Source organism: Dysgonomonas sp. 25 (assembly GCF_010501075.1).
GTDB lineage: Bacteria > Bacteroidota > Bacteroidia > Bacteroidales > Dysgonomonadaceae > Dysgonomonas.
This window is the reverse complement of record NZ_QVMN01000017.1, coordinates 1-21,349: the sequence shown is the minus strand read 5'-3', so window position 1 is coordinate 21,349 and position 21,349 is coordinate 1. Positions and strand designations below refer to the sequence as shown.

At 45.1% G+C, this 21,349-nt stretch carries 19 protein-coding genes; 14 read left to right on the top strand and 5 right to left on the bottom strand.

Annotated features, from left to right (window positions below; translation table 11 throughout):
• Positions 1-197: 197 nt before the first annotated feature.
• Genes D0T66_RS15900 through D0T66_RS15885 form a run of 4 tightly spaced genes read left to right on the top strand, consistent with a single transcriptional unit; the run spans position 198 to position 3,668 of the window.
• Positions 198-881, top strand: a complete 684-nt coding sequence (locus D0T66_RS15900) for a DUF5715 family protein (RefSeq protein WP_163358288.1) — start codon at positions 198-200, stop codon at positions 879-881.
• Positions 878-1,633, top strand: coding sequence for a tRNA pseudouridine(38-40) synthase TruA (truA, locus tag D0T66_RS15895; RefSeq protein WP_163358287.1), 756 nt, complete (start codon positions 878-880; stop codon positions 1,631-1,633). Before D0T66_RS15900 ends, truA begins: the two co-directional genes overlap by 4 nt.
• Positions 1,623-2,768: a Na+/H+ antiporter NhaA gene (gene nhaA, locus D0T66_RS15890; RefSeq protein WP_163358286.1), complete on the top strand. Its 1,146-nt coding sequence runs from the start codon at positions 1,623-1,625 to the stop codon at positions 2,766-2,768. The genes truA and nhaA overlap by 11 nt, the downstream gene beginning before the upstream one ends.
• On the top strand, positions 2,769-3,668 hold the full coding sequence (locus D0T66_RS15885) for a DMT family transporter (protein WP_163358285.1): 900 nt from the start codon (positions 2,769-2,771) through the stop codon (positions 3,666-3,668). It begins immediately after the preceding gene.
• A gap of 4 nt (positions 3,669-3,672) precedes the next feature.
• Here D0T66_RS15885 and D0T66_RS15880 read toward each other — a convergent pair whose 3' ends face one another.
• On the bottom strand, positions 3,673-4,131 hold the full coding sequence (locus tag D0T66_RS15880) for a hypothetical protein (protein ID WP_163358284.1): 459 nt from the start codon (positions 4,129-4,131) through the stop codon (positions 3,673-3,675).
• Between the two features lie 187 nt (positions 4,132-4,318).
• Here D0T66_RS15880 and D0T66_RS15875 point away from each other — a divergent pair, with 187 nt between their 5' ends.
• From D0T66_RS15875 to D0T66_RS15855, 5 genes are all read left to right on the top strand, one after another.
• Entirely contained in the window at positions 4,319-4,951 is a 633-nt protein-coding gene (locus tag D0T66_RS15875) for a DUF3256 family protein (protein WP_163358283.1), read from the top strand.
• 14 nt (positions 4,952-4,965) lie between these two features.
• On the top strand, positions 4,966-5,553 hold the full coding sequence (locus D0T66_RS15870; protein ID WP_163358282.1) for a DUF4230 domain-containing protein: 588 nt from the start codon (positions 4,966-4,968) through the stop codon (positions 5,551-5,553).
• Positions 5,553-6,440 carry an aldose 1-epimerase family protein gene (locus tag D0T66_RS15865; RefSeq protein WP_163358289.1) on the top strand — a complete coding sequence of 296 codons (888 nt, stop codon included), beginning with the start codon at positions 5,553-5,555 and terminating at the stop codon, positions 6,438-6,440. Before D0T66_RS15870 ends, D0T66_RS15865 begins: the two co-directional genes overlap by 1 nt.
• Positions 6,441-6,594: 154 nt before the next feature.
• Positions 6,595-7,320 (top strand): class I SAM-dependent methyltransferase, encoded by a 726-nt coding sequence (locus tag D0T66_RS15860; RefSeq protein WP_163358281.1) that lies wholly within the window; start codon positions 6,595-6,597, stop codon positions 7,318-7,320.
• A gap of 149 nt (positions 7,321-7,469) precedes the next feature.
• Entirely contained in the window at positions 7,470-9,818 is a 2,349-nt protein-coding gene (locus D0T66_RS15855) for a family 20 glycosylhydrolase (protein WP_163358280.1), read from the top strand.
• Positions 9,819-9,881: 63 nt separating this feature from the next.
• Here D0T66_RS15855 and rpmA read toward each other — a convergent pair whose 3' ends face one another.
• The 4 genes from rpmA to D0T66_RS15835 all read right to left on the bottom strand — a co-directional run bounded on the left by rpmA (position 9,882) and on the right by D0T66_RS15835 (position 12,907).
• Positions 9,882-10,148 carry a 50S ribosomal protein L27 gene (rpmA, locus tag D0T66_RS15850; RefSeq protein ID WP_163358279.1) on the bottom strand — a complete coding sequence of 89 codons (267 nt, stop codon included), beginning with the start codon at positions 10,146-10,148 and terminating at the stop codon, positions 9,882-9,884.
• A 20-nt stretch (positions 10,149-10,168) separates the two neighbouring features.
• A complete protein-coding gene (gene rplU, locus D0T66_RS15845; protein WP_163358278.1) occupies positions 10,169-10,480 on the bottom strand; it encodes a 50S ribosomal protein L21 in 312 nt (103 codons plus the stop codon).
• 140 nt (positions 10,481-10,620) lie between these two features.
• Positions 10,621-11,187: a hypothetical protein gene (locus D0T66_RS15840; protein ID WP_163358277.1), complete on the bottom strand. Its 567-nt coding sequence runs from the start codon at positions 11,185-11,187 to the stop codon at positions 10,621-10,623.
• Positions 11,188-11,782: 595 nt separating this feature from the next.
• Positions 11,783-12,907, bottom strand: coding sequence for an FISUMP domain-containing protein (locus D0T66_RS15835; protein WP_163358276.1), 1,125 nt, complete (start codon positions 12,905-12,907; stop codon positions 11,783-11,785).
• Between the two features lie 744 nt (positions 12,908-13,651).
• Here D0T66_RS15835 and asnB point away from each other — a divergent pair.
• The 5 genes from asnB to D0T66_RS15810 all read left to right on the top strand — a co-directional run bounded on the left by asnB (position 13,652) and on the right by D0T66_RS15810 (position 20,940).
• A complete protein-coding gene (gene asnB / locus D0T66_RS15830) occupies positions 13,652-15,319 on the top strand; it encodes an asparagine synthase B (protein WP_163358275.1) in 1,668 nt (555 codons plus the stop codon).
• 94 nt (positions 15,320-15,413) lie between these two features.
• On the top strand, positions 15,414-16,367 hold the full coding sequence (locus D0T66_RS15825; protein WP_163358274.1) for a YARHG domain-containing protein: 954 nt from the start codon (positions 15,414-15,416) through the stop codon (positions 16,365-16,367).
• 175 nt (positions 16,368-16,542) lie between these two features.
• Positions 16,543-17,379 (top strand): diaminopimelate epimerase, encoded by an 837-nt coding sequence (dapF, locus tag D0T66_RS15820; protein WP_163358273.1) that lies wholly within the window; start codon positions 16,543-16,545, stop codon positions 17,377-17,379.
• Between the two features lie 123 nt (positions 17,380-17,502).
• Positions 17,503-18,732, top strand: a complete 1,230-nt coding sequence (locus tag D0T66_RS15815; RefSeq protein WP_163358272.1) for an LL-diaminopimelate aminotransferase — start codon at positions 17,503-17,505, stop codon at positions 18,730-18,732.
• 27 nt (positions 18,733-18,759) lie between these two features.
• Positions 18,760-20,940 carry a glutamine synthetase III gene (locus D0T66_RS15810; protein ID WP_163358271.1) on the top strand — a complete coding sequence of 727 codons (2,181 nt, stop codon included), beginning with the start codon at positions 18,760-18,762 and terminating at the stop codon, positions 20,938-20,940.
• Positions 20,941-21,349: the final 409 nt, after the last annotated feature.

Genomic DNA, 21,349 nt, shown 5'->3' with positions numbered 1-21,349 from the left:
GATACACTATAATCCCTTTGCGTACGCCTTACGTACTCATTCTTAATTTCTTCCATAACATTACTTTTTTTATGTAACGCTATTTTAGGACCAGACAACATATTAATGAAGGAAAGGACTATCCGAATTGGATGCTCCTTTTTCTTTTTTTACTATCTTTGTCCCTCCATAATATTCTCTATACACAATACAGATAAATGAAATATTGGCAATTACTTCTATTCTTATTGGCTGCCTCTTTAGCCTCCTGCGAAAGTTCTTCTGCACAACAACCTCCTTTTATGGACGAACTGGCCAAGGGAGAGATAAAAGAGCCGAAGGTATATACCCAGTTTAAGAAAGGCTACGGGGTGAATTTCAACGATCTGCCCGACTTACATATGGCTGCTGCCGAAGAGAATGGTATTCCGCCTTTGACTATGCGTGCCGATACGTCCAAACACATCGGGCGATTGATACGTGTGCCGCAGGAATTGGAAGTTTTCAAAGTGGATGATCTAACCCATTCGATACCCTACCTCGTCCCTAAGGCTTCGTTTCTGCTGGCCGATATAGGTGTGGTATTCAGGGATTCGCTTATCAGTAAGAATATGCCTCTATATAAGCCGATTGTGACAAGCGTAACACGCACCGATGAGGATGTGAAGAAGCTAAGGCGCCGCAATGTGAATGCGAGCGAGAACTCGGTACATTGCTATGCTACGACATTCGATATATCGTGGTCGCGCTACGAAAAAGTCGATCCGTTGGATAAGCGCGAGTTAGAAGCATGGCAATTGAAATTCGTATTGGCTCAGGTGCTGCACGATATGCGCCAGCGGGATAGGTGCTATGTGAAGCACGAACGTAAACAGGCCTGTTTTCATATCACAGTACGATGAACCGGTATTTTATCTGTCTGGCATATAATGGAGAGAAGTATTCGGGTTGGCAGATACAACCCAATGCTCCCACCGTGCAGGAAACGATAGAGAATGCATTGACAACGCTCTTGAGGGTGTCTACTCCTATTGTAGGCGCAGGACGGACGGATGCAGGCGTGCATGCCCGCGCGATGTTTGCCCATTTCGATGCCGCACCGATCGCGGATGTGCATCAGTTGACCGATAGGCTCAATGGTATCCTGCCCAAAGATATTGTTATCTACCATATCAGGAGGGTGAAACCCGATGCTCATGCCCGTTTCGATGCTACTTCGCGCCTTTACCGCTATTATTTCACTACGGTGAAAGATCCTTATCTGCACCCGTTTAAGTATAAGATATATGGACGGCTGGATATGGAAGCGATGAATCGTTGTGCTGCTATTCTGTTCGATTATACCGACTTCACCAGTTTCAGCAAGCTGCATACGGATGTAAAGACGAACAACTGTAAGATACTGCATGCCCGATGGGAGCAAGTGGAGAACGATTATATATTCACTATCAAAGCCGACCGCTTCCTGCGCAATATGGTGCGCTCTATTGTAGGCACATTGCTCGAAGTGGGAAGGGGCAAGCTCGACGAAGACGGCTTTCGTGAGATAATAGAAGCCAAAGATCGCTGCAAAGCCGGGACATCCGTGCCTGGGCAGGCACTTTTTCTGGAAGAGATAGAATACCCCAAAGATATATTCGATTATGAAGATTAAACATACATTACAAGGCTTTCTCGAAAGCGAAAAGTCAGGCGGACTGGTACTTATCGTCTGCACATTGGTGTCGCTCCTGCTGGCAAACTCCAGTATAGGACAGCATTATCTGGATATCTGGGAGTTTCACCTCGGCGTACATAGCTTTGCCGATTGGATCAACGACGGATTGATGGCTGTCTTTTTCCTCCTTGTTGGGCTCGAGCTGGTACAGGAAGTGCAAGAGGGCGAACTTTCGAGTGTGCGAACCGCCATGCTGCCTTTGTCTGCCGCTTTAGGCGGGATGCTCGTGCCGGCAGCTATCTATATGTATTTCAACTACGGACTTGATACGCAATCGGGCTTTGGTATTCCGATGGCGACCGATATTGCCTTTGCGCTGGGCGTTCTTTCGTTGCTCGGTAAGCGGGTTCCGCTGTCGCTCAAAATATTCCTGACGGCCTTGGCTGTTATCGACGATCTGGGTGCGATTATTGTCATTGCTATCTTCTATACCTCGGATTTGACGTGGATAAACCTCGGAATCGCATTAGGCATCTTTGCCCTGCTGCTTTCGTTGAATAAGGTCTTTAACGTCCGCAACTTCGTACCTTATGTGATAGGAGGCATCCTTATGTGGTTCTTTATGCTCCATTCGGGTGTGCATGCGACCATCGCAGGGGTATTGCTGGCAATAACCATCCCATTGAAGAAAGGCGACCGAACCTGCCTCTCGCAGAAGATGCAGAACGCCTTGCACTATCCCGTCGCTTTCTTTATCCTGCCCCTGTTTGCTTTAGCCAATACGGCCATAATGATAGAGGGCAACTGGGACGATTCCATCGGAGAGCCTTATACCTTAGGTATTATCTTCGGGCTGATATTGGGTAAGCCGATAGGTATCACCCTGTTCAGCTTCCTTTCGGTGAAGAGCCGCCTGTGCAAATTGCCGGCAGGAATGAAATGGAAAGAGTTGCTGGGTGCGGGTATGCTCGGAGGAATCGGTTTCACTATGTCGATATTTATCACCTTGCTGGCATTTAGCGATGCGCACCATATCAACGAGTCGAAACTGATGATTATGCTGGCCTCTCTCGTGTCGGGTATCATAGGCTTTACATGGCTCAACTTTATGCTGAAGAAGGAGAGAGACTAAATGTGGCTGATACTGGCATTTGCTTCGGCATTCTTCTTGGGATGCTATGATATAAGTAAGAAGAAATCAGTGAACGGGAATGCAGTCATTCCCGTCTTATTCTTTAATGTGCTGTTCTGTACATTGTTGCTTGCCCCTATAACCATTCTTTCGCAGGTGTCGCCCGGTTTGTTGGAGGGGACTATCTTCTTTGTGCCTGCTGTTTCGATAGAGACGCATGGCTATATCTTCCTGAAGTCAATGATCGTCCTTGGCTCGTGGATATTGAGCTACTTCGCCATCAAACATTTGCCCCTCACCATTATGGGACCTATCAATGCTACCCGCCCGGTGATGACGCTGGTCGGTGCGATGCTTATCTTTGGCGAGCGGCTGAATCTTTACCAATGGATAGGCGTATTGCTGACCATTGTCTCGTTCTTCCTGCTCTCCGTTTCGGGGCGGAAAGAAGGCATCCGCTTTGCCCATAACAAGTGGATTCTCTTTGCCGTTCTGGCTGCGGCTCTGGGAGCATCCAGCGGTTTGTACGATAAATTCCTGATGCAGCAGTTCAGCTCGACTTCCGTACAGTTCTGGTTCAACTTCTACCAGTGCCTGATGATGGGTATTATCCTGCTTTTTCTGTGGTTCCCTAAAAGGAAAACGACTACGCCCTTCCAATGGCGGTGGAGTATTCTGCTGATAGCCCTTTTCCTGACGGCGGCCGATTTTATTTACTTCTATGCCTTGACCGATCCCGATGCGATGATTTCGGTCGTATCGATGGTTCGCCGGAGCAGTGTGCTCGTTTCTTTTGCAGGCGGTGTCCTTCTTTTTCACGAGAAGAACCTCAAAGCCAAGATTATCGATCTCGGGCTTATCTTTGTCGGGATGATATTCCTTTATTTAGGTACTGCTTAGCCGCTTATTTGTAGTCCGGGCCAGTCGTTACATCTTGGATGATGTATGTCCCGAAAGTTTGCCTGTAACGTGGTCCCCAACTGTTGACACCATACTTCCTGAACAGGTTTTTCATGTAGCTGTTCAGGGTAACGGGTTCTTTCCAGCGGATTTGTATATAGAGGCTGTTTGCCCCGCTATTCCTGTTGAGATATAGGCGCAGGCTGGTGAAAGAGATTTCCTCCCCTTCGCCCAATGTAAAGCCCATACCCGATATGGTAGGTGTTATCTGTAAGTCTTCCAGTAGGTCTTCTAATGTCTTGCCCACGTAGCAATTTGCCCTTTCCTTGAAATTGTACTGGACGAAAGCGGTAGTGTCCGAGGCAAATTCGGATAGTTCTTTATAATCTGACGTGCACTGCCCTTTGAGCGAGGCCAGCGAGCAGATGATTATAGTCATTATGAGTAGAGGTTTCTTTATCATGTAGTCTGTATGTTAAGTGTATGGGTTAAACGATTTTTTTGTTGGTTTTTGATTATTGGTTGATTCAAAGATATATAATGTCTCTCTAAAAACAAGGGTTCGTCTTAAATAATTACAAGATGCAGCACAGATATATGATTCTATGAATGTTTTCCGTATATTTGACTTCGAAATAAACAGATTGACAATGAAAAGATTTTCTATCATATTATCCTTATTGGTTTTGACTATACTGACTGCTTCCGGGCAGAACATCACCGATGTTTTCAATAACGTCCCTGCCGATGTTATTTTCGGGCTGACTGTCGAGCAAAAGAACCGTTTGGTATCGAACCCGAAAGATACAGCCCTGAGCATTATCGACAATAATCTTTACGAAGAAATCAAGCGAACAGCCATCTCGGACGACTTCATTGCCATAGAGACTTCCGATGTTGCTACTATACAGATAAAGTTGTTGCCATTGATTAACGACTCGAAGATAATCTGTGTTGTAAAGACTTTCTGTACAGGAATCTGCGACAGCGAAATAGCTTTCTATACCGACAAATGGGCTCCGATAGATAAGGGCACTTTGCTACCGCTTTTGACTTCTGATTGGTATATCAAACCGGATGCCGATCGCAATAGCGAAGACTTCAAAGCGGCTGTTTCGGTGATAGACATCAATCCCGAGGAAATGATACTCGCTCCGAACGACTATACCCTGAAGATGGTTTTAGATATCGAAGGCTATCTCAACGATGATGACTATAAGGCGCTGAAGCCTTATTTGCTCGATTCCAAGACCTTCACATGGGATAAAGTCTCTTTCAAATAATAACCCCGTAACGGATGAAGAATCGCAACATCATATTCCTCGTTTTCGGATTGCTGGCGGGCATACTGGCGATGTATATGATAATGTCCTTTTCCTCCGACAGAGCCGGAACGGAGACTTCGCATAATGCGATTGTCGAGAATATCGAACGTCTTGGCACCCTCGAGGTTGTCAGGTACAACATCAAAGACATTGTAGAATACAAGAAGATAAGGCAATGGCTCCCCAATGCCAAAACAGCCATGATAGTTTCGGGCGAGGTAACGGTTGCTATCGACCTGACGCAATTGAAACCCCAAGATATCAAGACGGGAGGAGACTATATCAACCTGCGCCTACCCTGTCCCGTTATCCATCATGTGAGTATCAATCACTCCGATTCGAAGATATACAACATGGAATATGGCTTATGGGAGTCCGAACAGATAGCTGACGATGCCTACCGCAAGGCAGAACAGTACCTCCGCGAGCAAGCGCAGAAGCTGGACTATCAGAATGCTGCATACGAGAATACCGTAACCCTGCTCACGCCTTTGCTGCGTTCGATGGGGTACAATCATATCACCATTGCATTTATGCCTCCAAGTCAGATATTACCATGATGAAACAATCGAAACAGACTCTTTCCAATAAGCGCCTGACCATTCAGATCGATTCGATGGGTGCCGAATTAAGCAGTATCGTAAACAACGAGACGGGACAAGAATATCTCTGGCAAGCCGATCCTGCTTTCTGGAAGCGTCATTCGCCCGTTCTCTTCCCTATTGTCGGCAGCCTTTGGAATGGTGAGTACCGTCACGAAGGGAAGGTATATAAAATGTCTCAGCACGGATTTGCGCGCGATTGCCGTTTCAGCCTCGAGCAGGAAACCTCTTCTGCCGTTTCCTACTTGTTGCGCTACGATGAGGAGACATTGGCAGCATACCCTTTTCCGTTCGAGTTGCGCATAGCTTACAAGCTCGAAGAGAATAAGGTCGCCGTTATCTGGAAAGTGAAGAATGTGGGCGAGTCCCCGATGTACTTTCAGATAGGCGCTCATCCGGCATTCTACTACCCCGATTTCAATCCTGCTGATGCGGAGAGAGGCTACTTTGCTTTCGACAAACCGGCAGGCTTATCTTATAACCTGATCAAAGAGAAAGGCTGCGTCGAAGCAGGTATCGAATACCCCTTGCCGCTGGAAGAGGACGGATTGTTGCCTGTAACGTCCCATACTTTTGACAAGGATGCTTTGATTCTGGAGAATAGCCAAGTCAAAAAGGTAACCTTGTTGGACAAACAGAAGCGCCCTTATTTAGCGATGTCTTTCGATGCCCCGTTGGTTGGGCTTTGGTCGCAGAAAGGTGATTGTCCCTTTGTCTGCATCGAGCCGTGGTACGGACGCTGCGACAGGGTAGACTATACCGGCGAATTGAAAGATCGCGACTGGATAAACCGTTTGGATGCAGGTGCAGAGTTTCAGACGGCGTATATTATCGAGCTGTTTTGAATCGATAACGATTCATCCTTTTCCCCAAATAACTAGAAACACACTTAACTTTCACCTCCCTCAACGGCGGGAATATCAAAATAGAATAAGTAAATAGGAAATCAAATGCGGAAGGTCGTTGGTCCGCACAGAATAATAATTAACTATAATTGTAATGAGAAGAAAATTGATAAAATTACTTCCCAAGAGGTTTGTCGTATGGTATAAACAATGCCATTATTCTAAATCAACATTTGAAGGAATGGAGCCTTCTGAGATTTTCACGAATATATACGAAAGCAACCATTGGTCGAGTGAAGAAAGTATTTCAGGGCCGGGCTCCGATCTCGTGCAGACACAGAAATTAATTGGGGAATTAAGTAAACTTCTGAAGGAAATGGGAATAAAGTCGATGTTGGATATTCCTTGCGGGGATTTTAACTGGATGAAGTATGTGAATTTACAGGGAGTCAATTATATAGGTGCTGACATTGTGCCACAATTGATAGATGAAGTGAGAGGGAAGTATACGGCTGATAATATACGATTTGAGGTCCTAAATCTGATCTCGGATGCGTTGCCAAAAACAGATATGCTATTTGTCCGTGATTGTTTGGTACATCTCTCTTTCGAGAATATATATAAATCGATAAGGAACATGAAAGCATCCGGAGCAAAGTACCTGCTGACAACGACTTTCACAAATCATACAGTTAATTTCGATATTCCAACAGGAGAGTGGAGAGCGTTGAACTTGCAGTTGGAACCGTTTAACTTTCCTGAGCCAATGCTTGTGATTAATGAAAATTCGACTGAAATCAATGGCCGATTCTGCGACAAGTGTATGGCTTTGTGGGAAATAGATAAGATCGACATTCCTGATGAAGCCTATAAAGATTAGAGAATACGTTGCAATGTGTTATATTAAAATATTATAATAACATTCGATTGTTTATTTTATTTTTTAAATAACTATCTCTTTTCTTGGCTAATAATTAAAATCTTTATAATTTCAAACCTTTATAAATAATCTTAAATTAATAATTAACTATGAAGAAATTAAGCCTATTCCTTTTATCTGTATTTACGGCTGTTTTGTTCTTTGCTTCGTGTGGAGGAAAAACCGTTACGGCCGATTATCAGGTAATTCCTTTGCCTCAACAGGTGGCATTATCCGATGGAAATTCTTTTATGTTGGACAACAGCACTGCGATTGTTTATCCTGCAGGAAATGAAAGACTGAAAAAGACCGCCGGTTTTCTGGCCGAATATCTGAATCTCGCAACGGGAATGACCTTTGAGGTGACAGATACGCCGCAAGATAAGAACGCTATTTTACTCACTTCGGATTTGAAGCACGACAATACCGAAGCCTATACCTTAATCATAGATAAAGATCTGGTAAAAATATCGGGAGCGAGCGATGCCGGCGTATTCTATGGCATTCAGACGTTGAGGAAGTCCATTCCGGCAGAGGAGGCTATTGCTCAGGTTGAGTTTCCGGCTGTTTCTATTGCAGATTATCCCCGTTTCGGCTATCGTGGAGCGATGCTCGATTGTGCACGCCATTTCTTTCCCACAGATTTTGTCAAGAAGTACATCGATATCCTTGCTTTGCACAATATAAACCGCTTCCACTGGCATATTACCGACGATCAGGGCTGGCGTATCGAAATCAAGAAATATCCCGAACTGACCACGGTAGGAGCAAACAGGAAAGAGACCCTTGTCGGGCATTACAATGATCAGCCTCGCCAATATGACGGAGAGCCTTATGGCGGATTCTATACGCAGGAAGAGGCAAAAGATATCGTGGCCTATGCTGCCGACAGGCATATTACCATCATCCCTGAAGTAGATATGCCGGGACATATGCTGGCTGCTTTGGAGACGTACCCCGAATTGGGTTGTACGGGAGGGCCTTATGCCGTTTCGCCATTGTGGGGCGTGTTCGACGATGTGCTTTGTATCGGCAACGAGAAGACGTTCGAGTTCTTAGAAGGCGTATATGCTGAGATAGTTGAGATATTCCCGTCTAAATACATCCACATCGGAGGAGATGAATGTCCGCGTGTGAGATGGAAAGCCTGCCCTAAATGCCAGGCGCGTATCAAAGCGCTTGGACTGAAAGCAGACAAGCATCACACAGCCGAAGATAAGCTACAAAGCTATTGCACTGCCCGTGTAGAGAAGTTCCTCAACAGCAAAGGGCGTGAGATTATCGGCTGGGACGAGATTCTCGAAGGTGGTTTGGCTCCGAATGCTACGGTGATGTCGTGGCGCGGAACGGAAGGCGGTATAGCGGCTGCCAATCTCGGACATGACGCTATAATGGTGCCGAGCCCGTATCTCTATTTCGACTATTACCAGACTGAGAAACATGATAAAGAGCCTTTGGCAATCGGTGGCTATATCCCTGTCGAGCGGGTTTATAACTACGAGCCTATTCCTGCCGAGGTGAAAGAAGAGCTGCGCAAGCATATTATCGGGGTTCAATCGAACATCTGGACAGAATACATCAAGACTACCGAACGCGTCGAGTACCAGTTGCTCCCTCGTCTGGCAGCCTTGTCCGAAGTGCAATGGACACAACCCGAGAAGAAGAACTATGACAACTTCACCAAGCGTCTCTACCCACTCACTAAGCTATATGACCAATTCGGCTATACCTATGCGCGCTATATCTTCGATATCCAATCGGAGGTGGAGAACGATGCGCCGAACAAGTCTGTAAAGGTCTCGCTGTGGACGATAGACGATGCGCCTATCTACTACACATTGGATGGAACCGAGCCGACGGCTAACAGCACACGCTATACCGCCCCGGTAGAACTGAAGGAGACGGCGCTGCTGAAAGCAGTTGCAATCCGCGACGGCTCGGCAAGTGAGGTCTATTCATCGAGCTTTACCTTGGATAAGGCTACCTTTAAGTCGATAACGTCGAGCGTCCCGCCTGTGAAGGTCTTTGATATGCGGGGTACACCGCAGATGCTGCTCAACGGGCAGCATGGTATCAACTCGAGCCGCGACAAGCAATGGGTAGGCTTTGTGGGTGATATGGATTATATGGACTTCTATATCGACTTGGGCGAGATGACCGAGGTGTCGTCCGTCAAGGTGGGCACATACATCGATACCAACGACTGGATATTCGGCCCGACAGGGTTGCAGGTATATGCTTCGGAGGATGGGAAGTCCTATAAGGACTTTGCCCAAAGCCCTGCCGTAAAGGTGCCTGAATCGGTCTTTGCCGGAAGGGTGGATATGGAGGCTAAGGCTGAGCCTGCCAAGGCACGTTACTTGCGTGTGCGAGTGAACAAGACGCCTTATATCCCCGATTGGCACGACGGGAAGGGATACAGGCCTTATATCCTGATAGATGAGATAGAGGTAAAGTGATGATAATCAACAAGAAAAGGATATCCAAGCGGATATCCTTTTTCAATTATAGCGTGTATCTTATTAAGCTTCAGCTTGTTTAGGAACAACCGATACGTATGAGCGGTTATTCTGTTTCTTGCGGAAAACTACTACACCGTCAATCAAAGCGAATAATGTATGATCTTTACCGATACCTACATTTTCACCCGGATGGTGTGTTGTACCACGTTGGCGAACCAAAATATTACCGGCTTTGGCAACTTCGCCACCAAATACCTTAACGCCTAATCGTTTACTATGCGATTCGCGTCCGTTCTTCGAACTACCTACACCTTTCTTATGTGCCATTTTCTTACGATTTTAACTGATTAAGCAATAATATCTTTAACTGTAACTTCTGTAAATTGTTGACGGTGACCGTTCAACTTGCGATATCCTTTTCTTCTCTTTTTGTGGAATACGAGGACTTTGTCGCCTTTTACCTGTGAGCCTACTTCGAGCACAACTTTTGCGCCTTCTATTGTAGGGGCTCCTACTGTTACTGTTCCGTCGTTATCGACTAATAATACTTTGTCGAATTCGACTGTCGAACCTTGTTCTGCATTGATGCGGTGGACAAATAATTTCTGTCCTTTCTCAACTTTCATTTGTTGACCTTGAATGTCTACAATAACGTACATCTGTTTTTATATTTACAGGTTATGTGCCTGAGGCGAGCGGTTTTTATGTCCGGCTACTTGTTGGCCTATTGGCAATCGGGTTGCAAAGATAATAAATTTGTCCCGAATCTTCAAAGCGAAATCAGCTAAAATTTTGAATATTAAAATTTACGCTGCATCTGAACCGTATATTTCCCCTCGATATATTGGTAATGGTTGAGGATATTCGGATCTATATACTGATCTATCAATATGTTGGTAGCATTGCCTAAATCTACCTTGTACTCTATAGTCATCGTATATTTGTTGAGCTTCATCCGCCCTTTCATCATCGTTTCGCTGGTGAAAGGATTGATGAGGTAGAGCGTGTCGTTCGGTACGCCTGCCGCTTCGCTTTCGAAGGACTGGATAAGCCAGCTGTAAGTTTTGGTCAATGTTGTACCCGAATTTCTTTTCGTATTTATTTCGGAATATTTTTCATATTCCCTGTCTTCGAAAAACTGTTCGATTTTTGTTGTATCCATTTCGGCTACAAAATACGGATTGATGCGTGCATCGAAATTGTCCGCAGAATCTTTGTAGTTGGTCGTGAAGAAACGGTTTTTTATTTCCCATGTACCTTCCGTTATCGGGCGTACAGTGTTGTCGTCGTCATTGTCGCTTCCGCAAGAGTTGAACCCGAGCATTGCGGTAGTCAGTAAAGCTGCAAGTAAAAAATACTTTTTCATTTGTTAAGTTCGTTTTATATATAAATACCAGTTACAAAATTAACTTATTTGTCTGACATATATTGCATAAGGGAATCGAAAACTTTGCAAACTTGACAAATATGACGCGATACAGTGTTTTTTAGTTTGTCATTTCTCACTGTGTTTCGGGTTGTGTAAATATAGACAGGCGTGTCAACTTTTTTTCATGAAATGCATTTTTCTGCCTTTTTCAACCACGAAGAATTTCTTTACAGGAATAATATAGCTGTCAAATTTTGTCAAAAAACTATTTCGTTGATTATCAATCGAAATTTAGTTAAAACTTGACACTCTTGACATATATTACGCAATACAGCGTTTTTTTTGTCTTGTCATTTCTTTTCTGTTGTGCCGAGCCTTTGGTGAGGCATCTCACGCCATTGATGGAAAGATACCTCGCTGCGCATCGGGATGACAGAAGCCAAAGAACACAGGGAAACACTCCTTGCAGAATATTCCCCTGTATAGATAATTTTAGTTGATATCTGTTAACGCACCCCTCCAACCTCCCCCAATTGGGGGAGGCTTTTTTATCCCCCCCCCCCTCTTGTGGAGGGGGCAGGGGGGTGAATTATTAATCCTTCTTGCAGCGGACGGAGCCAAGGCCTCGACGAAGATAAGAGTGTTTTATTCCCATATCATAATCATAACCTATTACTCTCCCCCATGCACTATTAGTTGCTAGTGAACTGCTGCTCCAAAAATAAGCACTTCTGCCAAATTCCTCGCAACGATTATCATCTGCCATCCCAAGCAAGATGGCGTTGAATCCGCTCCTGTAAACAGGAAAACTCTCTCCGCCAGTTTCAGTAGTGGATCCGGAAGGCTTGCAGATAGACTTCATCACTATCCCTTGGGTATTTCCTCTGGCGCCACTGGTTGTTTCCCACGCGCTTTGCCATGTCTTGTCGGCGCTTGTGTAGCTGCCCGATGCATATTGGTCTGCAGATTCTGTCAGCACTTTTTCCAACTCATTCCATTCTTTGTCACTTGGCAGGTGCCAGCCTGAAGGGCAAATACCTTGTATTGGGGTTGCCGGCCCTTCGTTGAGTTGCCCTTGACCTTCATTTAAAATTGAAGCGTTTTCTCCATTAGTCGCTGCCTGCCAGTTGTAAAGTAATCCCCATTGGGCTTCCCAATCCGCTTGCGCTTGCGTTGGGTTGTAGGTTGCAAATAGTGCGCCTTTCATCGGGTAACAATAGTACTTGTTTGTAGTTGAAACTGCTGCTGTATGTGTGAAATCCGCTGTTGTAGGCAAATACCTCAAGTTTTCCAACATCCAATCACCAGCTGCCCCGAAACTGCCTGCCCAATATGATTCTCCGTCGCGGCTGTCGGTAAACATATAGCCATCGATCGTTTGTCCGATCGCTTGCCACTGTTCTCCATCCCAGACGTAAATACCAGAAGGGATAGATTCACAAGCTTGTTCGCCGATATGGTATATAAGCAGGCCGATATGGTCATCGGCATTCGTGGCTGTCACTCCTGTTATATCGCCATTGGTAATGTCATTCATGGCAGTCAGTTTTACGCGTGGTAGTCCCAGTCCTTTGGTTGTTGTTCCACTTTCTTTCAGATCGAGGAGTGCGCCCTGTATGGGAGCTTCGGTGCTGCCGATAGTCACCTGTGCTTGCAGGCAGATTGTTGTTGTAAGAAAGGCTAATGTCATAATAGCCTGTGTCAAAGTTCTTTTCATAATGATGTTAATTTATGAGTTAGTAATATGATAATGAGACAATGTGGTAATATGCTAATATCGGATAGTCCCATAGTGAAGAGGTGCTTTTTAATTAGCTCATCAACACATTGACACATTAAGACATTAATTTTGTTAGCCATTAACTGATAGCCAATAGCCTTGTCATGCTGAGCGAAAGCGAAGCATCTCTTTCCAATAACGCGACGGGATGCCTCCTGCTGTCGGCATGACAAAGTATTGTTGTTGACTGTTGACTGATAACTGTTGACTGAATAGTGCTGCTCACTGTTAACTGCCCGCAGGGCGAAGTAACTTTTTTCCTTAAAACCTTTGATTAATCCGAAATATTGACTATATTTCGTGTGTGTGTGTGTGTGTGTGTGTGGAATAATTGGAATATATTATATTTATATACAATATATTAACCAGAATAGTGTCTATGTTTCTTTTGTTATTTAGCACGCTGTTTGTATTGATTGACAATGCAAAGGAACTTATTCTTCTGCTGATATGCAAATAAATTCCCTGTTTTCTCTTAAATTTTCTTATCTGGAAAATAATAGGTTTATTGATAAATAAGCAGGTATAGCTTATGAAATGAAATAAAAATAAATCAAAATAGGATAAATAATTGACAAAATGTTTTGTTTTCAAATAAAATGATATATATTTGTCGTTCGGCGCAAATTGTTTTGCGCTTTTTGTACGATTAATTATTTAAGAAACAATAGAATATAAGATATGTGTGGTTTTGTAGGAGCATTCGAGCTGACTCAGGATATAAAAGATTTGCGCAAGCAAGTCTTGAAAATGGCTAAGCGTATTCGCCATCGCGGGCCGGATTGGTCGGGGATTTACTGTGGCGATAAGGCTATATTGGCGCACGAACGGCTTTCGATTGTGGGCGTCGATTCGGGCAATCAGCCCTTGTATAGCAAAAACGGCAGGTATGTATTGGCTGTGAATGGCGAGATATATAACCATAAAGAGATACGCGCACGCTATCCCGAGTATGAATTCCAGACGCACTCCGATTGCGAGGTGATTCTTGCTTTGTACGAAGATAAAGGTGTCGACCTGTTCGAAGACCTGAATGGTATTTTTGCCTTTGCCCTCTATGACATCGAAAAAAACACATTCCTTATCGGACGCGACCATATCGGCATCATACCTTTATATATGGGCTATGACAATCACGGGCAATTTTATGTGGCCAGCGAATTGAAAGCCTTGGAGGGTATTTGCCCGAATATTAAAGAATTCCTTCCCGGACACTATCTGATGGGGATGGACGGCGAAATGACGCGCTGGTACAACCGCGACTGGATGGATTATGAGCATATAAAAGATAATGAATCGGATATAAATGCCTTGCGTGCAGGATTGGAAGCGGCCGTACATCGCCAGTTGATGTCCGATGTGCCGTATGGCGTATTGCTTTCCGGCGGATTGGATTCGTCTATTATATCGGCTATAGCCAAGCGTTATGCAGCCCGCCGCGTCGAAGATAATAACGAAACCGAAGCTTGGTGGCCGCAATTACACTCGTTTGCTGTGGGCTTGAAAGGCTCGCCCGATTTGGAAGCTTCGCGCAAGGTGGCCGAATATATCGGCACGGTTCATCACGAAATACATTTTACCGTACAAGAAGCATTGGATGCGCTCAGCGATGTGATATACCACATCGAGACGTATGATGTCACCACCGTTCGCGCTTCCACGCCTATGTATCTGTTGGCGCGCTTTATCAAATCGATGGGCGTAAAGATGGTACTTTCGGGTGAAGGAGCGGATGAGCTGTTCGGTGGATACCTCTATTTCCATAAAGCGCCGGATGCAAAAGCTTTCCACGAAGAAACAGTACGCAAAGTCGGCAAATTGCACCTCTATGATTGCCTTCGGGCGAATAAATCCCTTTCCGCTTGGGGTGTTGAGGGGCGTGTGCCGTTTCTCGATAAAGAATTTATAGATGTTGCCATGCGCCTCAATCCCGAGGATAAGATGTGCGCGGGCGACAAGATAGAAAAATATATCCTTCGCAAGGCCTTCGAAGAATACCTACCCGAGAGTGTTGCATGGCGTCAGAAAGAACAGTTTTCGGATGGGGTAGGCTATAACTGGATAGACTCTTTGCGCGAAATGGCAGAGAAAAAGGTGACGGATAAGCAAATGGCACGTGCTGCCGAGCGCTTTCCTGTCAATCCGCCGATGTCGAAAGAGGAATATTGGTATCGCACCATGTACGAAGAGCACTTCTCTTCGGCGGCGGCAGCCCAATGTGTGCCTTCCGTGCCTTCGGTGGCATGCAGTACGGCGGTAGCGCTGGAATGGGACGCCTCGTTCAAAAATCGCATAGATCCTTCGGGGCGCGCCGTTAAATCGGTGCATGTCGAAGCATATGATAAATAAATTAGTGATAATGTTTACAAAAAGTAAGGAGATTTTGTTTATCTCCTTATTTTTTTATAGTATTTTTGTCCTCTACTACTATATGAGTAGATAAATGAAGCTGAAAATACAATTATTGTTTGTTCTCCTGCTCGTTTCGCTTACAGGCAAACTGAGCGCACAAGCCGACTGCTCGCAATGTTCGGAGACGTTGATACGCCCGGTTTCGTTGGCTCATAAAACTCTTTCCCAACTGAATATGCTGAAAGCCGAATTGTATGCCCGCCGGGGTTTCTCATTTAAGAATGAGCATCTCGACTGGTATTTTTCAGGCTTCGACTGGTATGCGCCTTTGCAGCGGAATGTGACGATCGACTTCAACGAAATCGAAAAGGAGAATGTCGCCCGCATCAATCAGGCTATTAAAAATAAGCTCGCGGCTATGGTTCGCCCCGACGAATCGCCGGCAAAAAGGTCTTCGGAAGATGTTGTCGGAAAGTATTTTGCGGGACCTTTGCGCAAATCGCTCAATCTGGTTTCGTATGATATTCGGGATGTCTATTTCTATAGCGATGATACAGGCAAGCATTCCCTCATTCTTTCTTCCATCCCTTATGATCCTTACGATGATCAGGGCGATGTGTTCAATCACATCATCAAAGTCAACTATTGCAAGGTAGAGGGCGACCGTTTTATGTATTCCGAGAATGAACTGACCGATTTGGTGATGCAGGAAGCAGGCGAAATAGATATTCGTTTTCTGACGCAATATACCTCAATCGACGATGTCAACGGCGACGGTATAGCCAATCCGATAGTGGTATATGCTGTCATGTGTGACGAGGGTTACCGCAACGGTTGGGTAAAGGTGGTTGTGAAATACGGCGGAGTTCTTTCCACGGTTTATATTTCCAATTCGGCGGAAGAGCGGAATCCGGTAATGAGTATAACATCGGGCTATTACGCATTGCCTGTGGAGATGAAGGGTAGGGTAAAGAGCCTGCTGTTGCGGATAGAGAAAGACGGTTTCTTGATTCTGCCGGACGATTGGGAGCAAAAAATGGGCTGATTCTATTCAATAGAATATATTTTGCTCTTGTGGTAGACAAAAAGTATTTAAAAAATATAGTTTTCGTGTTAAAATGTATTTCAAATATTTGTTTTGTAAAATATTTTGTCCGAAATTTGTTTTCGAATTAAGATATTTGTAAGAATAAATACCCGAAAGGTGGCGAAAAGACTAAATGAAAGGTTTGAAATTTACAAAAATGCAAGGCGCCGGCAACGATTATATTTACGTTAACGGTTTTACCCATAAAGTTGCGAATCCCTCCGAACTGGCTATCCGGTTGAGTAATCGCCATTTCGGAATCGGCTCGGATGGTTTGGTGCTTATCCTCCCTTCCGAGACATGCGATTTCAGGATGCAGATGTTCAATTCCGACGGTTCGGAAGCTGAAATGTGCGGAAATGCTTCGCGTTGCGTAGGCAAATTTGTGTACGATAATAAACTCACCGATAAAAAAGAAATAACGCTCGAAACGCTGGCAGGGGTAAAATATATTACCTTGCTCGAAGGCGACGAAAAGAAGCGTAAAGTAAAAGTCGATATGGGAGAGCCGATTCTGGACTCCGCTCAGATTCCGGTCGACATAAATGAATCTCCTGTGTTGAATTATCCGCTGAATGTGGATGGCGAAACGTGGCGTATATCCTGCGTGTCGATGGGGAATCCGCATGCAGTCGTGTTTACGAAGGATATAAATAAACTCGAACTCCCCGTGATTGGTCCTAAATTCGAGACGCATCCTGTATTTCCGCGTAAAACGAATACGGAATTTATCGAACTCGTAGACCGCCACACGTTGAATATGCGTGTATGGGAACGGGGCGCCGGGGAGACACTGGCTTGCGGTACGGGGGCATGTGCCGCCGCAGTGGCTGCTGTATTAAATGGCTATTGCGACCGCAAAATAACGATTCATCTGTTAGGTGGCGACCTCGAAATAGAATGGAACGAAACGAACAACCATGTCTATATGACGGGGGAAGCAGTAACCGTATTTGAGGGAGAGTTTTAATTAGTTAATGTGCTAATTGACTAATGAGTTGATTAGCGTGTAAACGGAAATTATAAAATGGAGTAGAGTAGATGATATTGCATTATCATATTAGCAAATTATCTCATTATCACATTAAAATATATGATCTTAGTAAACGAAAATTATACAAAACTTCCGGGTAGCTATCTCTTTTCAGACGTAGCCCGCAAGGTTAATGAATTCAAAGCCGCCAACCCTTCGGCGAATATTATACGCCTCGGCATTGGCGACGTCACCAAGCCGTTGCCTCCGGCGGTCATCAAGGCGATGCACGCTGCCGTGGACGAAATGGGAAACGCCGATACCTTTCGCGGGTATGGTCCCGAGCAAGGCTATGATTTCCTGGTGAATGCGATTGTAGAAAACGATTATAAAGCATTGGGACTGGATATAGCCGCCGACGAAATCTTCGTTAGCGACGGAGCGAAAAGCGATACGGGAAACATTGGCGACATGCTGGGGCTGGATAATATTGTGGCCATCACCGACCCTGTTTATCCCGTTTATATCGATACCAATGTGATGGCAGGCCGTGCCGGAGAGTTGCACAACGGCAAATGGAGCAAGCTGGTTTATCTCCCTTGTACCGCCGAAAATGATTTTGTGCCCGAATTGCCGAAAGAAAAGGTAGACATTATATACCTCTGTTTTCCGAACAACCCTACGGGAACGACACTGACGCGCGACCAATTGAAAATCTGGGTAGATTATGCGCTGAAAAATAAAGCGCTTATCCTGTTCGATAGTGCCTACGAGGCCTTTATAACGGAAAACGACGTTCCGCATAGCATATACGAGATAGAGGGTGCGCGGGAAGTCGCCATAGAATTCCGCAGCTATTCCAAGACGGCCGGATTCACGGGGACGCGATGCGCCTATACGGTGGTACCCAAGACACTCTACGGTTACAAAAAGGATGGCGAAAAAGTCATGCTCAACCAACTCTGGAACCGACGCCATACGACGAAATTCAACGGAGTACCATATATTATACAACGTGCCGCCGAAGCAACTTATTCACCCGAGGGTAAAAAAGAAGTGCAGGCGGCAATTGATTTCTACCTGAACAATGCGAAGATTATCCGCAACGGATTGTTGGAGCAGGGATTGCAGGTGTATGGCGGAATAAACTCGCCTTACATTTGGGTGAAAACACCGAAAGGGATGACCTCGTGGGCGTTTTTCGATTACCTGCTCAAGGAGCTGAATATAGTAGGTACTCCCGGATCGGGATTCGGCCCGAGTGGGGAGGGTTATTTGCGCCTGACAGCTTTCGGGACGTTGGAAAACACGAAAGAAGCTGTCGGCCGTTTCAAAAAGATTTCAATATAAATATTAAATACATAAAAAGGATAAACTATGTCGAAGTTGCGATTCAAAGCTATAGTAATAGCATCGGAAAGAAAGCCTGTAGAGGTGGTGAAACCGGAAAAGAAAACATCGGACTATTATGGCGAAAAGGTTTTCAACCGCAAAGCCATGAGCAAGTATCTTTCAAAAGAAACTTTCAAAGCGCTTAATGATGCCGTAGACAAAGGGCAATCGGTCAACCGCAATCTGGCGGAACATATTGCTGCCGGCATGAAAATGTGGGCGTTGGAAAACGGTGCGACGCACTATACACACTGGTTTCATCCGTTGACGGACGGTACGGCGGAGAAACACGACGCCTTCGTCGAGCACGACGGACAAGGTGGCCTGATTGAAGAATTTGAAGGAAAATTACTTGCCCAGCAAGAGCCTGATGCATCCAGCTTCCCTTCGGGAGGACTTCGCAATACGTTCGAAGCCCGTGGTTATTCGGCGTGGGATCCTTCCTCTCCCGCATTTATCGTAGGCGATACGTTGTGTATTCCTACTATCTTTATTTCGTATACAGGCGAAGCCCTTGACTATAAGACTCCATTGTTGAAAGCCCTTGCGGCAGTAGACAAAGCCGCGACGGATGTCGTTCATTACTTCAACAAAGATGTAAAGAAGATTATCACCAACCTCGGTTGGGAGCAGGAATACTTCCTCGTAGACGAAGACCTTTTTATGGTTCGCCCCGATCTGGCATTGACGGGACGTACTCTCTTGAGCCACGAAAGTGCGAAGAACCAGCAATTGGAAGACCATTATTTCGGTGCTATCCCTGAGCGTGTACAGCGTTTTATGGAAGAATTGGAATACGAAGCCTATGCGTTGGGTATTCCGGTGAAAACACGCCACAACGAGGTTGCTCCGAATCAGTTTGAGTTAGCGCCTATTTACGAAGAATGTAATCTGGCAGTAGACCATAACCTCTTGGTGATGTCTATCATGGACAAGGTTGCCCGCAAGCACTCGTTCCGCATACTCTTCCACGAAAAGCCATTCAAAGGAATCAATGGTTCGGGTAAGCACAACAACTGGTCGCTTTGTACCGATACGGGCATCAACCTCCTGTCTCCGGGTAAAGACAAAGTCGACAATCTGCGTTTCATTACATTTGTTGTGAATATTCTGGCGGCAGTACACAAAAATAATGCTTTGCTGAAAGCGTCTATCTCGTCTGCTACCAACGCACACCGCCTTGGAGCGAACGAAGCGCCTCCGGCGATTATCTCTGTATTCTTAGGCTCGCAAGTGAGCGATATTCTCGATAAATTTGAGAAAAGCTCGGTAAAAGACGCTATCGTAGTCGACAGTAAAAAGCAAATAAGCCTCGGAGTAGGGCAGATACCGGAAATCCTGTTGGATAATACCGATCGCAACCGTACCTCTCCTTTTGCCTTCACCGGGAATCGTTTCGAGTTCCGTGCAGTAGGCTCTTCGGCCAACTGTGCTTCGGCTATGACTGCATTGAATGCATCTGTCGCCGAACAGTTACGAACTTTCAAAGAAGAAGTCGATACCTTGATAAAGAAAGGGAAATCAAAAGATGAAGCCCTTTACGAGATATTGAAGAAATATATTAAAGAATCGCGTCCTATCCGCTTCAATGGTAACGGCTACAGCGACGAATGGAAAGCTGAAGCTAAAAAACGCAAACTGGACTGCGAAACCAGCGTTCCTGTCATTTTCGATGCTTATACCTCAAAACAAAGCATCAAGACATTCTCGGGAATCCTTTCCGAAATAGAATTGCATGCCCGCAACGAAGTGAAATGGGAGACCTATACGAAGAAAATCCAGATCGAATCCCGTTTGCTGGGCGATTTGGCGCTCAATCACATTATTCCGGTTTCTATCAGCTACCAGTCTATTTTGCTGACTAATGTGTCTAAACTGAAAGATATAGCCCCCGATAACTATAGGGAATTAGGAGCAGAGCAGCTCCGGTTGATAGAAAAAGTTTCGACACATGTCAATGCGATCAATGCAAAAGTGCATGAAATGATTGATGCCCGCAAAGCAGCCAATAATATCGAAAGCGAGCGCGAAAAAGCAGTAGCCTATCACGATAACGTAGCGCCATATCTGGACGATATCCGTTACCATATCGATAAGCTCGAATTGATGGTCGATAACGAAATGTGGCCATTGCCGAAGTATCGCGAATTGCTATTCATCCGATAAGCAGAAGCTGAAAATATACTATCAGGAAAATCTCTCACCTAAAAAGGGGAGATTTTTTTTCGTTGTATATGCTTTATTTATAGGCTGATATTGAATTGCTGAAAAAATATTTTAAAAAATGATAATATAAAGTTTGGAAATCGTGAAAAGTTATTTAACTTTGCACCCGCTTCGGAGGAGAATAGCCGTCCAAACGAGGACGAGGAATCCCTTGGAGCGAAAAAGAAACCTGCCGTAAAAAGCAGGGAGTATAACAACAGCGTTCATTGACGTGATGGAGAAAAAATAAAGGTAGAGTAGAGAGTAGCCTTTAAGGTGTTAGTAGATACTAACCCAACAAGGCAAAAAAGAATAAAAAAGCGAAACAAGGGCACAAGGTGGATGCCTAGGCTCTCGGCGGCGACGAAGG

What these genes read in the sequence shown, in the direction of transcription:
- D0T66_RS15900 (WP_163358288.1), top strand. Translation starts at nt 198, where the DNA reads ATGAAATATTGGCAATTACTTCTATTCTTATTGGCTGCCTCTTTAGCC.
- truA (WP_163358287.1), top strand. Translation starts at nt 878, where the DNA reads ATGAACCGGTATTTTATCTGTCTGGCATATAATGGAGAGAAGTATTCG.
- nhaA (WP_163358286.1), top strand. Translation starts at nt 1,623, where the DNA reads ATGAAGATTAAACATACATTACAAGGCTTTCTCGAAAGCGAAAAGTCA.
- D0T66_RS15885 (WP_163358285.1), top strand. Translation starts at nt 2,769, where the DNA reads ATGTGGCTGATACTGGCATTTGCTTCGGCATTCTTCTTGGGATGCTAT.
- D0T66_RS15880 (WP_163358284.1), bottom strand. Translation starts at nt 4,131, where the DNA reads ATGATAAAGAAACCTCTACTCATAATGACTATAATCATCTGCTCGCTG.
- D0T66_RS15875 (WP_163358283.1), top strand. Translation starts at nt 4,319, where the DNA reads ATGAAAAGATTTTCTATCATATTATCCTTATTGGTTTTGACTATACTG.
- D0T66_RS15870 (WP_163358282.1), top strand. Translation starts at nt 4,966, where the DNA reads ATGAAGAATCGCAACATCATATTCCTCGTTTTCGGATTGCTGGCGGGC.
- D0T66_RS15865 (WP_163358289.1), top strand. Translation starts at nt 5,553, where the DNA reads ATGAAACAATCGAAACAGACTCTTTCCAATAAGCGCCTGACCATTCAG.
- D0T66_RS15860 (WP_163358281.1), top strand. Translation starts at nt 6,595, where the DNA reads ATGAGAAGAAAATTGATAAAATTACTTCCCAAGAGGTTTGTCGTATGG.
- D0T66_RS15855 (WP_163358280.1), top strand. Translation starts at nt 7,470, where the DNA reads ATGAAGAAATTAAGCCTATTCCTTTTATCTGTATTTACGGCTGTTTTG.
- rpmA (WP_163358279.1), bottom strand. Translation starts at nt 10,148, where the DNA reads ATGGCACATAAGAAAGGTGTAGGTAGTTCGAAGAACGGACGCGAATCG.
- rplU (WP_163358278.1), bottom strand. Translation starts at nt 10,480, where the DNA reads ATGTACGTTATTGTAGACATTCAAGGTCAACAAATGAAAGTTGAGAAA.
- D0T66_RS15840 (WP_163358277.1), bottom strand. Translation starts at nt 11,187, where the DNA reads ATGAAAAAGTATTTTTTACTTGCAGCTTTACTGACTACCGCAATGCTC.
- D0T66_RS15835 (WP_163358276.1), bottom strand. Translation starts at nt 12,907, where the DNA reads ATGAAAAGAACTTTGACACAGGCTATTATGACATTAGCCTTTCTTACA.
- asnB (WP_163358275.1), top strand. Translation starts at nt 13,652, where the DNA reads ATGTGTGGTTTTGTAGGAGCATTCGAGCTGACTCAGGATATAAAAGAT.
- D0T66_RS15825 (WP_163358274.1), top strand. Translation starts at nt 15,414, where the DNA reads ATGAAGCTGAAAATACAATTATTGTTTGTTCTCCTGCTCGTTTCGCTT.
- dapF (WP_163358273.1), top strand. Translation starts at nt 16,543, where the DNA reads ATGAAAGGTTTGAAATTTACAAAAATGCAAGGCGCCGGCAACGATTAT.
- D0T66_RS15815 (WP_163358272.1), top strand. Translation starts at nt 17,503, where the DNA reads ATGATCTTAGTAAACGAAAATTATACAAAACTTCCGGGTAGCTATCTC.
- D0T66_RS15810 (WP_163358271.1), top strand. Translation starts at nt 18,760, where the DNA reads ATGTCGAAGTTGCGATTCAAAGCTATAGTAATAGCATCGGAAAGAAAG.